Here is a 12,377-nt window from a genome sequence, read left to right on the forward strand (position 1 = left end):
CTTTGACGGGGATCTATGCGGCTTACAAAGCCACGCTCCGTAGTCTAGGGCCTCTGGTAGATTTTGTATGTTTGGGGAGGGAGTTTTTTGGGATTTCGTTCGATGTAGCTGCGAGCCCAAAGGAAATGATCATGATTTCGGATGAGTCGGTCCCAGTATTCTGGTTGCCAGAGCGACCCTGTGGTTTTGTTGCGTTTGTTGATTTCGCGGGCGGAGAAGCGCTTCCAAGAGTGGATCACCTGGGAAATAGATTCATTCTCGAAGAGAGAAAAGAGGATGTGCACGTGGTTGGGCATGACGATGAAGCTATCGATGAGATATCGTTTTTCGTCAAAGTGTCGGAAGGCATTTGCCACTATTGATGAGTTCTCAGGATCTCTAAGGCAGCAGCATCCATGTCCAGCATCGAGCCATTCGTCAACTTTGCTCCCGAAAAATCGATGGAACTCCTCTTCCTGTCGCTCATTCCAAGGTTTGGGATTGTGATGAAGCCATGCTTCGCGATGTTCTTTTAGTTCGGATAGAAGGTGTTTTGGAAGCGAGTCCGAAAGGCGGTAAGTGACAAAGGTCCAAACCTGTTCTTGCTGCCAGTGAGGAAGTTTATGAGAGGTTTGGAGCTTCTCTTTCTCAGGTTCGTAGAACATGTCAGGAGCGTGGCTTTGTAAGCCGCTGGGGTTGATGTCGTGAGTGGGGTGGTGGAGACGTGGGTCTGAAGCTTAGAAGAGGTCTGTCTTTGACGGGGGGTTCTTGACGGGGCTCTATGCGGCTTACAAAGCCACGCTCCTAAGATAGTCCGAGGACATCTTGCATCGAGTAGAGGCCGGCGGGCTTGCCTTGCAGCCAGAGAGCGGCGCGCACTGCACCGGAGGCGAAGGTCATGCGGGAAGAGGCTTTGTGGGTGAGCTCAACTCTTTCGCCATCGGCGGCAAACATTACGGTATGATCTCCGACAACATCACCTCCGCGCAGGGTGTGCATGCCGATCCGGCCTTGGGGACGGGGGCCGGTTTCGCCAACTCGCCCGTGGTCGATGTCGTTGTTGTAAGAGGTGTTGGTTTCTTCGTTGAGGATTTCCAACAGGGTGCGGGCGGTTCCGGAGGGGGCGTCGACCTTGTGGCGGTGGTGCATCTCCGTGACCTCGATGTCGAAGGTCTCGTTGCCCAGAATGCGGGCCGCGTGGCGGGTGAGCCAGAAGAGGGTATTGACGCCGACCGAGTAGTTGGAGGCAAAGACAATGGGGAGAGTTTCCGCAGCTTTGGCAATGGCCGCGCGTTGCTCGTCACTGTGGCCGGTGGTGCCGATGACGAGTGGAGTGCCCGCGGCGAGGGCTTTTTCGAGAAGGTCGTCGGTCAGCGAGGGCAGGGTGAAGTCGATCACGCCCTCCGAGCCCTGCAGCGCGGCCACGAGGTCCTCGCCCTTGTCGTGCGAGGAATGAAGCTCGGCATTGGCCTCTGCCTCGATGGCTGCGATTACCGATTGGCCCATGCGGCCGGAACGTCCTGTGACTGTCAAGTTCATGGCTTCCTTCTAGCGGGGATTTGAGAATCTAAAAACGAAAAATCCAAAAACGAAGACCCTGCGAAAGGCGCTAGGTGGAGTAGATGCGGGTGACCCGCGGGGTGATGCGGGTGAGGACTTCCCAAGGGATGGTGTCAGCCCATTGCGCCACCTGGGTGACGGACAGGTTGGGTCCAAAGAGCTCGACCTCGTCTCCCGGTTGGCAGTCGGGCAGATGGGAGACGTCGGCCATGATTTGGTCCATCGTGACTCTGCCGAGAATTGGGGCCGCCTTTCCGTTGATAAGGATATGGGCTCCTTTGCCAGAGATATTGCGGGGATAGCCGTCACCATAACCGACCCCGATGGTGGCAACGGCACTGTCTTTCTCCAAAATACTAGTGCGACCGTAGCTGACGCCGTGGCCCTTGGGCAAGTTGCGGACGAGCGAGACCCGGGACTTGAGGGTCATCACCGGTTGCAGTTGGTCTTGCCATTCCGCGAGAGGGGAAACGCCATACATGAGGAGCCCGGGGCGAACCAGATTGGTGGTGGTGGAGCGGTAGTCGAGAAGGCCTGCGCTATTGGCGAGATGGACATGGAAGTTCTCGCGTTGCGCAAAGTGCTCCCGGACGAGATGGTCGAAGGCCGCGAACTGGCTTTTGGTAAAGTCCTCATCCTCGTCGGCAGAAGGAAGATGGGAGCCGATTCCTTTGAGTTCTATCGACTTGTTCTGCGGTAGTGCGAGGTGATTGAGGGCGGAGGGGATCTGGTCGGGTAGAAAGCCTCCCCGACCCATCCCGGTGTCGACCGACAGATGGGCTGTTAGGCTGCGGTTGTGCTTCGCGCAGAGGCGGACGAAGTCGTCAATCTCACTCAAAGAGGAAAGGCAAGGCGTCCATCCGCATTGCACGATTTCCTCCCGCTCTTCGGGAAAGGTGGCTCCCAATAGGTAGATGGGAGTTTGGATTCCAGCATCGGACAATTGTCGTGCTTCGTAGACGTTGGCGACTCCGAAGTAGGGCAGGCCCTTGCTATCGAGATGGCGCGCAAAGTTGACCAAGCCATGTCCGTATGCCCCCGCCTTGAGGATCGCCATCGTTTGTTGCCCCGAGTGCTGGCGGGCAAAGGATAGATTGTGGTCGAGGGCCTGAAGGTTGATCTCGGCGCAAGCGCGGGGGGGGGATGGCATTTCTGGGCGGCAGTGGTTCGATTCGGAGTCGAAGCTTAACCACGGAACCGCCAAGGTCACGGAGTATCAAAGGGCTGACGAGATTAGTCGAGCCCGGGCGGTGGAAGTCAACCAGGCGGCGCTATTTTCGCGAAAGGGAGGGCGGCCTGTTCCAGTCGAGGAGAATATTCCAGCGATACTGCTTGTCGGCAGGGAGGGACTCGGTGGTCTCGTTGTCGACCTGTTGAAAGACGTTCTTGGGCGGGACGACGGTGGCGTCCTTGCCGTAGATGTAGTCCTGGTCCTCGACGATGCACTTGTATGCCTTGTTGAGCATGAGGGCCCGCTCCCGCGAGGGGGTGATGAGCTCGTAGACATCTTTGGCTTGCGCGATTTTCTCATGGTCGACGGAGCCATCGGGCTTGAACCAGCGTTCCAGCATTTCGGGATTGTGGCGGAATTCGCTGCCTCCTCCCACGCGCTCCAGATAGGTTGCGATTTCGCCTTTTTGTTCTCCTTGGGTCGGTACGTCGGGCATGCCTTTCAGGTCGAGGTAGCCCCAGCCGGCGGCACCGTCGACTTTGCGGGGAAAGCTGAAGGTCTTGTCGATGGTGGAACCGATGGAGTTGTGGCAGCCCATGCAGGAGAAGTTCTCCTCGTGGGTGAGGGCGCGGAGACGTCCGTTGTAGCTTTCGATGAAACCCGAAATCGACCAGCCATTGCCGTTGTCGAGACCGTGTTCCCGCAGGTTCATGTAGGCGGGCAAATTGCCGGCTTCTTTCTCGAAGCCTTCCAGTTCGTATTGACGGCCGTAGACGGGCTTGCTGTAGGCGCGCCATTTTTTCATATAGCGCACTTCCTTCATCCGGGTGGAGGGCTGGATTTGTCCTTCATCGTCGATTCCAAGATAGCGAACGGTGTGGAGGAATTCCGTGCCGGCTGGGTAAAGGTGGGTCTCGATTCGGTCCTTGGAAGCGGAGCCCACATACTGGTTGATGCGGGTGACTTTGTGAATGGTGGTCAGCTCGCCGTCTCCATTGAGGTCTTCGCCTACCGCTTTTTCATCGACGGGGAGGCAGGTGATTTCGGAGAGGCCCTTGAGGTTGGCTTCCACGATGGCGAGATTGGCGCGGTAGGTGTCGGCGCAGGGCGAGCCTTCCAGATTGGAGCGAAAGGGTTCCGCGAGGCGAATCATGACGTCGTCAGTCGCTCCATTGGTGGGCCAAAAAGTGGAGGGAAAAGGTTTGTATTGAAAGGCCACCCATTGACTGCCGTCCTTGGCAAACCCCTGTTCATCGAAGGCTTCCGCACCAAGCTGAAGATTCGCGAGCTCGGGAATCCAGCCTTTGAACTCGGCCTCTTTCAAGCGACCGGCAAGCTCGCTGTAGTTGTCTTCGTTGACGTAATTGGTGATCTCCTCGTCGGTGATCTTTTCCACCCGACTGCTTCGGTCCTCGAAGAGATTTTTCCAGTGATTGGCCAGTCCGACATCGGAGAAGCTATAATCGGCCTGAAGGTCGTCGTCGTTCATCACATTTTCCCGGCCGGGAATAGCTGCTTGGTGGCAGACGTAGCAGGCGTTGTAGGTTTGGTCGTGGCGGGTGTAGCACTGGGGTGGAATGACGGCCTCGCGGTTGGACATGTTGCCGCGAGGAAGTCCTTCGGGAGCGGGAGGAATCACCGCGTCGGTCTCACGGAGCTGGGCGATGAGTTCCTCGTGGACGGGGAGGGACGCAGTCTTGTCCGAAGAGTGTTTGGGTGAATTGTTTGCCAGAGAGTAGGCCACGAGCAAAGAGGAGAGGAAAAAAAGCGGTTTTCGCGGAGTCATATCGGCAGAAAGTGAAAAGGTGAAAAATTGGGAAAGGGTAGGGTGAAACAGGGAAATGCGGGGAAGAGCACGAAGCCCCTCCCCGCATACATCGAGCAGCTATGGGAAAGCAGATGACTACTTGGCGCTGGCGTGCGCGTAACGAAGCTGGTTGAGGAACTGCTCGTTAGGAATGTTGGTTAGGTTGAACATCCACACGGCATCACCCAGACCGTTGGGGACGTTGGAGAGGTTGGTGCTGTCGGGGTGCTGAACCGCGATCACGAACTCCTCGGGATAAGCTGGGTTGAAGACCATTCCTGTCGCTTCGGAACCATCGACACGGAGGCTGAGGAAGTGGTCGTAGGACTCGGCCACGCCATCGTTGTCGGTGTCGCGAGCGAACCAGATGTCACCACCAGTTGTGCTGCCATTGGGAGCGTCTTCGATGATGTAGATGTTGCCGAGAGCATCCTGCGCGAGGTTGTCGGGAGAGCTCATGGTTCCAGTGGTCGGTTCGAAGCCGAGGTTCTTCGGAGTGCCGTCATTGTTGCCGTTGACGAAGGTGCGGACGATGGTTTTGTCCATGGAGGTGTGGGCAGGAGTCCAGACCCAACGACGTCCTACGCGGTTCCAGCGAGCGGGAACGGTGGTTTCCAAGATCTCGATGGTGTAGACGGTTTTCTCGGAAGTAGCGGCGAAGTAGACCACCTCATTGCCGTTGGCGAGGGTGCCGATTTCCATGTCCTCGGGGCGGCCATACGGGGTCGCGTTGACGTCGTCCGCTGCAGGGCGCCCGCCGCGACAAGTTGGATCGGTGCGAGGATCGGAGGTCGGGCCATTGCGGAAGGGATCCGTCACACCGGGAAGAGGAGTGCCATAGGTGTCGGTCAAAGGAACCCAGGTAGCGGCTCCTACGCGGGTCGCGCTGGCATTGGCTCCCTCGTTGTAGTTCAACTCGGCATTCCCGCCGGTCGAAGCGAAGTCATCGACTGAGAGAGCAAAGGTCTGGCCAGTGGTGTAGACACCAGGAGTGCTCATGACGAATTTGTAGAGCGACCCTGAATTGTACTCGTCGACGAAGTAGACGGTGTCGTTGTATTTCTTGGAGAAGGAGATTCCTTCGTGAGCCACGTTGGCGATGCTGTCGAGCTCGCGGATCTCGATTTCCTCGGGCTCGGCATAGGGGTTCATGATCTCGATGATCCGGCCTTCAGCAGTCCACTCTTCCCCGGCGATGACGGTGCCGTTGGGAGTGAAGCGGCAGGGGTCGAAAGCACCGTAGTCATTGCTCCAGTCGCCGACGGATCCACGATTGTCCCCGCTGAAGAGAATTTGGCTCTCGCAGCTGTAGAGGTTGAGGCGGGTGACGCCGGCGCCATAGGGCGATTCGTGTGGAATGAACAGGAAGTTGCCCGAAGGATCGTAGTCGATCATGTCGAACATGGAGGCCGAGGTGCCCGCGCCAGGCGCACGCACGATGCTCTGACCGGGGCTGAGGACCGCGTCCTCAACCTCACGGAGGCTCAGAATATTCTTCTGGTGGATTCCTTCGGGGGCGACCCAAGGCTGGCTGAGCTCCTCGATGGAATTGGGAGTGGTTACAGGTGCTGATTCAGTCAAGGGAGTGAACCAGGTGTCGGTGCCAGCTTGCGCGGAAGTGGCGTAGGCGGCGAGTGCGAATGATATAGATAGCTTTTTCATCTTCTTTGGTTTCGCTGAAGAAAGGATGGTGAGATGCCTTTGTTTCAACGCTTCTACGAGTTATACTTTCGGGTGGGGTTTTGAAGGGTGAAAAGGTGACGAGTCCGTGACTCGGTGACAGCTTCGTTTCGAAAAAAGAGTTCCGGTTTTTTGAAGCGAAAAAAAGCCGTCTCCGCAGCGGGAGACGGCCTCATTGGAAGGTCGATTGGAGAGTCGGTGCCTAGCGGCGACGATAGAGAGTGGCAAGTCCCAAGCTGCCAAGAAGCAGGAGGGCGGAGCTGGGCTCGGGGACGACTGTGGCAGTCAGGGTTGCAGGGTAAGAGGGTTGACCGCTGGCTGCAGGCGCGATGTCGATCATGAATTCGACGATGCCGGGGGCATTGATGGTGATCGGATTGCTGGTTGTAGGTAACTCGCTGGCAATGAATGTGAAAGCCAGTTCGCCGGTTGGGGCGAAAGAAATCACAGGGAAGAAGCCAAACTCGGATTCGTCCAGCTGGGTGAAGGTCTGTCCGAAGACCTCGAGGGTGAAGGTGGCATCGGGAGAGAAGAGGTCATTGGGCGCCCCGTTGATGAGAAGGCTTTCGTCATAAGTAAGTGTTCCCGTGGCAGAGGAGCCATCGTAGGGAGTGCCGGTGCCAACCACTGGAGCCGTGAAGTCAAAGGTGGTGACGGCTTGGGTCGTGGCGAGAGAAAATCCGAGTGCGGCTGAAATGAGAGCAGTGAGTTTCATGAGATGGTTTCTAGTTCCGCGAGGGTTCTGGCTAGGCATCGAAAATAAATCGATAAAATATAGAGTTCGAGAGGTGACGATTTCGTCAGGAGAGATGATGGTTTTTATCCTTGTAAGAAGCCGAAGGGAAATTGGGCGATTGGAGGAGGCGGTATTTCTCGCAAGCGAGGAAAAATTTTTCCAAAAAGTTGGTAATGTCTTCCCAGAGTCAGGCTAGTCCCTGATATGATGGACAAACGCGTGGCGAAATTTGGGGTAATTGGCATGGTGGCTTCGGTCTGCTTGGCGCCAATTGGAGAGTCAGCCTTCCTGCCGGAGGATGTGCACTGGTTCTACAAGATGGGAGGACCTCGGCCCGAGCCTTTTGCTTTTGCGCAGCAAGGACGCTATCTCTACACAGGCGGCATCTTTACCGATACAGATGGACTGACTAATGGGAAGAATCTGGTTCGATTTGATATGGTCACCGAGGCTTGGCAGGAACTCCCTGGCTTGAGTCCTGAAATCAATGGCAGTGTGAGAGCGCTGCATGCCGGAGACGACGGCCGAATCTATGTCGGGGGCAACTTTTCCAATGTGGCTGAGGTGCCGTCTTCGCGGGTCGCTGCCTACGATCCCCAGACTGGAACCTTTGAGGGGCTGGTCGGAGGAGTGGGGGACCTCGTGTCAGTCGGGCAGGAGAATGGACCGACCAATGGCGATGTGCGGGCGATCCTAAAGGTGGATGATTTGGTCTATGTGGGAGGATTCTACACTGGGCCTTCCGGGTCGCCGGCCAATGAGAAATACATTCGAGCCTTCAATCTGGATACCAACACTTGGCTGCGACTAGGCGATGGATTGGATGGGCAGGTGAACGCGCTCAAGTTGCTACCGGATGGCAGCATTCTGGCTGGAGGAGAGTTCAGTGAAGGTCTAGCCCGTTGGGACGGGGTGTCATGGGCCGCCTACGGGGGCGGGGTCGGGGGAGAAGGGGTCGTGCGCGACATTGAACTGACTTCTTCCGGACGAGTTTACATCGGGGGCAGCTTCAATGAAGTCGGGTCGGGAGCGAATCAGATTTCGGCCAATTTTATAGCCTACTATGAACCTAGTAGTAACAGCTGGAACGACATGGCGGGAGGCTTCGACGACGAATACATCCAGTCCAATAACACAAACTTCTCTGCAGATGGGGTCTATGACTTGGCGTTGGCGGGCGATGGAACCCTCTATGTTGGCGGGGACTTTCAAGCCGATGTTACCCGGACTAATACGAATCTCGACCATGTGGCTTGTTGGGATAGCACCGGCACCTGGCAGTCTTTGGGCTCAGGTGCCGGTACTAGCGGAAGTCAGATCGTCAATTGCGTTGCAGTGGGGCCGCGTGGCGAGGTCTATGTGGGCGGGACCTTTTCCGAAGGTTATCGCAATGCTTCCTCCGCGAACTCACAGTTTGCAGTTTGGGATTCGACGATTGACTTTCGTGGCGAAGCGTCGGAGCGCAACTATGACTACGTTCCCGGAGCACGAAACAATACGACGGTGGAATTTGTCCCCGGCGCTTCTCCAAAATTCCAATTTGAGAGTCGTCCCGGGACGGATTATCGTCTGGAAGTGACCACTGATTTGGCTTCTTCGCTCTGGACCCCGACCGGGCCAACGGTGGCGGGTGATGGCGGGGTGAAAACTCTGGACGTGACGATGAGTGGGGAAGCAGAGTTCTACCGCCTGCGAGCAATAGACTAGTCAGGTGGAGCCACGAAATGAAGTGGGGGAGGCGATTTTCGAAAATAATCTGAATAGAAGACCAGCTTCGACCGTCCTCCCGTCATGGCCAACAATCGTCACCATCCGCTATTGCTCGCTTTTCTTTCCGCATTCTTCCTTGCTGGTTCGCTGGTGGGGTCGGAACTTACCCGTAGTCCGCTCAATCCGCCGGCCACTCCGTCTAAAGATCTGGCGGTAGAATTGCTTAGCCTTCGGGATGAGCGGTTTGCCAAGGACTACACCGTGGCGCTCATTGTGCCGGGCGAGGCGAAGTTCAAGGACATCACAGTCAGCAATGCGGCCAGCGTCACCTACTTTGGCCCTGAGATTGAGAATGGGAAAAAGAAGCGGCAGCTTCTTTCCGAGACGTTCCTCTGGAATGAGGAGTATGGCTGGTTCCTCTACGAATTCGGCGAGCGTCTGAGTCTGACGACCGTCTTCATCTGGAGCGAGTTGAAAGGGGAAGTCGAAATCGACTGACCCCGATCTTTATGCGTTTCGATTGATTTTGGGTTTTGCCTTTTCCAAAGACGTGGCATCTTGCGCGCGTGACTTTGGAAGAGATGAAAGCATTGCCGGATACCACCGGTCATTATGGTGATTTCGGTGGAATGTTCGTGCCCGAGACGCTGATGGCTCCCCTGCGGGAGCTGTCGGAGGAATACGCGAAGGCGAAGGCTGATCCAGAGTTTCAGAAGGAACTTGATGGCTTGCTGAAGGATTTTTGTGGGCGCGAAACTCCTCTCTATTTTGCCGAACGCCTGACGGAAAAGCTCGGAGGCGCGAAAATTTATCTCAAGCGGGAGGATCTTCTCCATACTGGAGCGCACAAGATCAACAATGCTCTCGGGCAAGTGCTGATTGCCAAGCGGCTCGGCAAGACCCGCATCATCGCGGAGACCGGCGCGGGCCAGCACGGGGTAGCGACCGCCACGGTCTGCGCCCGGTTCGGCATGGAATGTGTGGTCTACATGGGCGCGGTGGATATGGAGCGGCAGGCGCTCAACGTGGCTCGCATGGAATTAATGGGCGCGGAGGTCCGCGGGGTCGAGGCGGGGCAGCGGACGCTGAAGGAAGCGGTCAACGAGGCCATGCGCGACTGGGTCGCTTCAGTGGAGAACACCCACTACATCATTGGCTCCGCCCTGGGGTCGCATCCTTTTCCGATGATGGTGCGGGACTTTCACCTCGTGATCGGCCGCGAAGCTCGCAAACAGATTTTGGAGAAAGAAGGCCGCTTGCCGGACCTGTTGGTAGCTTGCGTGGGGGGAGGATCGAATGCGATCGGACTTTTCCACCCCTTCCTCGATGCGCCGGACGTGCGCATGGTGGGTGTGGAAGCTGGTGGCGATGGCATCATCCCGGAACGTCATGCGGCACGCTTCCAAGGTGGCAAGCTGGGAGTGCTCCAGGGAACCAAGACATGGTTGCTGGCCAACGATGATGGTCAAATCGAGCTCACCCACTCGGTGAGTGCGGGTCTCGACTACGCTGCGGTGGGGCCGGAACACGCTTTTCTTCAGCACGAAGGTCGGGTGGAATACACCTACGCCACCGACGACGAAGCCTTGGCTGCCTTTAAGGAGTTGGCCCAGACCGAGGGGATTCTTCCCGCGTTGGAGACCAGCCACGCCATTGCCTACGGGATCAAGATTGCGGGGAGTCTGCCGAAGAGCGACATCATCGTGATCAACTGCTCTGGCAGGGGAGACAAGGATGTCGCGACTGCGGCGAAGCATCTGCTTTAGCACTGCACTTCGAGGAAATTCTCGCAGGCTTTTTCGGGTCTACTTCGTCGAGGTGGTCCACCCCGTCTCGCTCGCTGAATAGTTCATCTGATGAGGGGGGATGCTCACGAATCCCTCTTGAGAGACTGACTCCAGGGTTACTTCTAGAGCACCTCTGTTTTGGACGATTTTGACGGCTCCTGTGACAACGAAGCTCTTCTGTTTGGGCGAATACCTGAGGTCTTCGCCTGTAATGACAGTGCCGTCGGGGCTAATCACCTTGAGAGCGCCTTCCGCACTGCTCGGGGTGATACGCGTGGCCGAAATCTTAAAGCCGAAGTCGCGGAGGTGCTGGAGAGAGAAGTTTGTCTGGTTTAGTGGCTGATTGCTTCGGCCTCCGTTTTTTTCCTGAGAGTAGAAGCCCGCAGCTTTTTGATTGGCGGGGTCTTTCTGTCGGGACTTACTTAGGGTAAGGGGAAAAGCTTCTCGTTTGAGAAAGGTCAGGAATACTGCGGCTAGACACAAAAAAACCGCGACTACGGAGTAGGCACGGTTTTTTGACATTTGAGAATCGGTTGAAACTTAGGCAAACACTTCGCCTTCGCCGAAGAAGCGCTTGATCTCAGCGGCGGCTGCTTCCGTGCTGTCGGAGGCGTGACAAACGTTGCGCATCTTGGAGTCTCCGGATTTGTCGCCGAAGTCGCCACGGATAGTTCCGGCGGCAGCTGCGGTGGAGTCGGTTGGTCCGAGGAGGTCGCGCACCTTGGCGATGACGTCTTCGCCTGCGAGGGCGAGGGCGATCACGGGAGTCTCCTGCATGAAGCCACGCACCTCAGGGAAGAATGGCTTGTCAGCGATGTGGGAGTAGTGCTCGGCGAGAATCTCGTCGGAAAGGGTCATCATCTTGATGCCTTTGATCTGGAAGCCAGCAGCCTCGTAGCGAGCAAGGACAGTTCCGACATTGCCCTTCGCTACTGCGTCGGGCTTGAAAAGGATAAGTGTGGTTTCTTGTGCCATGTGATGCGGGAGGTAGCGGGAAAATGTCCTGCTGGCAAGGCTGGGATCCCCGATTTTTTACGATTCTGCCGCGATGAACGGACCCGGCGCGAGTGATTGCACCGCGCGGTTCCTCTCGTCCGATTCCTACAATGGCTGGGCGTAGGTCGCGCAACGGTTTTGCCAACCGGCGTGCCAGCGCTGGTCCTTTCCGCCGGAATTGGCGACTCGGCGAGCCATCACGCGCATGGCGGCTTGGGAGAATTCCACTGCGGCTGCCTTGCCGGTGGCGGTGCCATTCATCTCCTGGAGGACCTGAAGGAGTCCCCAGCCCTGACCATTGTAGCGCTCGTTGGGGTTGATGCCTTCGCCCTTGAAGTTCACGTAGTCGATGAGCGCATATTGGCCACTCGCGCTGGTGGCGGTGCGATTGTAGTTGGCCTGCACCCTGGCGGCGTCGCTGCCGGCTGCTTTGAGGATCTTGGGAAGGGAGGCCCGAGACTTGGCGATGATGAAATCGGTTTGCAGAGAGACATTGCTCGCGAGCCAGTCACGCAGGGAGGTCATCGCCGCGCTATTGAATTCGCGCTGGAAGGCGATGCGGGTGGGCCATGGACATCCCCGGTTGGAGGCGATGGCCGGGGGATTGGCGCCGCGCTGTTTGGCGAAGGCGATGAACTGGGGAAAGGATTCGGTATAGGGGCCAGTGGTGCCGGTAGGATACCAGATGAAGTGACCGATCCCGAGGGAAGGGAAGGCTTCGCCCGCATTCCACGCGGTGAGGCCATTGCGTGAGCCGCCGGACTCGTTTTGCCAGATTTTTTGGCCGATGGCTGCTTTTTGCGCAGCACTCAAAGAGCTTTGTGAAGTGGCCACCGCGGCCGGGCGATTTCCGGTTGGGGACTGGCCCATGCGGGGCTCGTCGACGGGGGTGCAGGCCGCGAGACTGGCGAGGGGGAGGAGGAAAAGAGCTTTCATCGTTTGAACAGTAGC

Annotated in this window: 12 protein-coding genes; 3 read left to right on the top strand and 9 right to left on the bottom strand. The window is 57.1% G+C overall.

The features are described from left to right. Positions 1-44: 44 nt before the first annotated feature. The 6 genes from IE099_RS12475 to IE099_RS12500 all read right to left on the bottom strand — a co-directional run bounded on the left by IE099_RS12475 (position 45) and on the right by IE099_RS12500 (position 6,912). The gene (locus IE099_RS12475; protein WP_189570316.1) at positions 45-644 is read right to left on the bottom strand and encodes a transposase; all 600 of its coding nucleotides are present in this window, start codon (positions 642-644) and stop codon (positions 45-47) included. Between the two features lie 139 nt (positions 645-783). Further along, complete coding sequence (gene dapB, locus IE099_RS12480) at positions 784-1,518, bottom strand: 4-hydroxy-tetrahydrodipicolinate reductase (protein WP_189570318.1); 735 nt, start codon at positions 1,516-1,518, stop codon at positions 784-786. Positions 1,519-1,588: 70 nt separating this feature from the next. Next, positions 1,589-2,689, bottom strand: coding sequence for an alanine racemase (alr, locus tag IE099_RS12485; RefSeq protein ID WP_189570320.1), 1,101 nt, complete (start codon positions 2,687-2,689; stop codon positions 1,589-1,591). Positions 2,690-2,810: 121 nt separating this feature from the next. Then, complete coding sequence (locus IE099_RS12490) at positions 2,811-4,496, bottom strand: hypothetical protein (RefSeq protein ID WP_189570322.1); 1,686 nt, start codon at positions 4,494-4,496, stop codon at positions 2,811-2,813. Between the two features lie 117 nt (positions 4,497-4,613). Then, positions 4,614-6,179 carry an alkaline phosphatase PhoX gene (locus IE099_RS12495; protein WP_189570325.1) on the bottom strand — a complete coding sequence of 522 codons (1,566 nt, stop codon included), beginning with the start codon at positions 6,177-6,179 and terminating at the stop codon, positions 4,614-4,616. Between the two features lie 220 nt (positions 6,180-6,399). Beyond that, a complete protein-coding gene (locus tag IE099_RS12500) occupies positions 6,400-6,912 on the bottom strand; it encodes a PEP-CTERM sorting domain-containing protein (protein ID WP_189570327.1) in 513 nt (170 codons plus the stop codon). A gap of 225 nt (positions 6,913-7,137) precedes the next feature. Between IE099_RS12500 and IE099_RS12505 the strand changes: the two genes are divergently transcribed. The 3 genes from IE099_RS12505 to trpB all read left to right on the top strand — a co-directional run bounded on the left by IE099_RS12505 (position 7,138) and on the right by trpB (position 10,409). Then, positions 7,138-8,640, top strand: coding sequence for a ligand-binding sensor domain-containing protein (locus IE099_RS12505; protein WP_189570329.1), 1,503 nt, complete (start codon positions 7,138-7,140; stop codon positions 8,638-8,640). 84 nt (positions 8,641-8,724) lie between these two features. After that, complete coding sequence (locus IE099_RS12510; RefSeq protein WP_189570331.1) at positions 8,725-9,141, top strand: hypothetical protein; 417 nt, start codon at positions 8,725-8,727, stop codon at positions 9,139-9,141. 83 nt (positions 9,142-9,224) lie between these two features. Further along, a complete protein-coding gene (gene trpB / locus IE099_RS12515; protein ID WP_189570333.1) occupies positions 9,225-10,409 on the top strand; it encodes a tryptophan synthase subunit beta in 1,185 nt (394 codons plus the stop codon). A gap of 39 nt (positions 10,410-10,448) precedes the next feature. On the opposite strand, the gene IE099_RS12520 is transcribed toward trpB, so the two are convergent. The 3 genes from IE099_RS12520 to IE099_RS12530 all read right to left on the bottom strand — a co-directional run bounded on the left by IE099_RS12520 (position 10,449) and on the right by IE099_RS12530 (position 12,362). Further along, complete coding sequence (locus IE099_RS12520) at positions 10,449-10,952, bottom strand: hypothetical protein (protein WP_189570335.1); 504 nt, start codon at positions 10,950-10,952, stop codon at positions 10,449-10,451. Positions 10,953-10,970: 18 nt separating this feature from the next. Beyond that, positions 10,971-11,405, bottom strand: a complete 435-nt coding sequence (ndk, locus tag IE099_RS12525) for a nucleoside-diphosphate kinase (RefSeq protein ID WP_189570337.1) — start codon at positions 11,403-11,405, stop codon at positions 10,971-10,973. 126 nt (positions 11,406-11,531) lie between these two features. Beyond that, positions 11,532-12,362, bottom strand: a complete 831-nt coding sequence (locus IE099_RS12530; protein ID WP_189570339.1) for a hypothetical protein — start codon at positions 12,360-12,362, stop codon at positions 11,532-11,534. Between the last annotated feature and the right edge of the window lie 15 nt (positions 12,363-12,377).

It is taken from the genome of Roseibacillus persicicus (genome assembly GCF_014651675.1).
Classification (GTDB): Bacteria; Verrucomicrobiota; Verrucomicrobiia; order Verrucomicrobiales; family Akkermansiaceae; genus Roseibacillus; species Roseibacillus persicicus.

Excerpts from the sequence above, each read along its gene's own strand:
- IE099_RS12505 (WP_189570329.1), top strand. The coding sequence starts at position 7,138 with ATGATGGACAAACGCGTGGCGAAATTTGGGGTAATTGGCATGGTGGCT.
- IE099_RS12475 (WP_189570316.1), bottom strand. The coding sequence starts at position 644 with ATGTTCTACGAACCTGAGAAAGAGAAGCTCCAAACCTCTCATAAACTT.
- IE099_RS12495 (WP_189570325.1), bottom strand. The coding sequence starts at position 6,179 with ATGAAAAAGCTATCTATATCATTCGCACTCGCCGCCTACGCCACTTCC.
- IE099_RS12500 (WP_189570327.1), bottom strand. The coding sequence starts at position 6,912 with ATGAAACTCACTGCTCTCATTTCAGCCGCACTCGGATTTTCTCTCGCC.
- IE099_RS12520 (WP_189570335.1), bottom strand. The coding sequence starts at position 10,952 with ATGTCAAAAAACCGTGCCTACTCCGTAGTCGCGGTTTTTTTGTGTCTA.
- IE099_RS12490 (WP_189570322.1), bottom strand. The coding sequence starts at position 4,496 with ATGACTCCGCGAAAACCGCTTTTTTTCCTCTCCTCTTTGCTCGTGGCC.
- IE099_RS12530 (WP_189570339.1), bottom strand. The coding sequence starts at position 12,362 with ATGAAAGCTCTTTTCCTCCTCCCCCTCGCCAGTCTCGCGGCCTGCACC.
- ndk (WP_189570337.1), bottom strand. The coding sequence starts at position 11,405 with ATGGCACAAGAAACCACACTTATCCTTTTCAAGCCCGACGCAGTAGCG.
- alr (WP_189570320.1), bottom strand. The coding sequence starts at position 2,689 with ATGCCATCCCCCCCCCGCGCTTGCGCCGAGATCAACCTTCAGGCCCTC.
- dapB (WP_189570318.1), bottom strand. The coding sequence starts at position 1,518 with ATGAACTTGACAGTCACAGGACGTTCCGGCCGCATGGGCCAATCGGTA.
- trpB (WP_189570333.1), top strand. The coding sequence starts at position 9,225 with ATGAAAGCATTGCCGGATACCACCGGTCATTATGGTGATTTCGGTGGA.
- IE099_RS12510 (WP_189570331.1), top strand. The coding sequence starts at position 8,725 with ATGGCCAACAATCGTCACCATCCGCTATTGCTCGCTTTTCTTTCCGCA.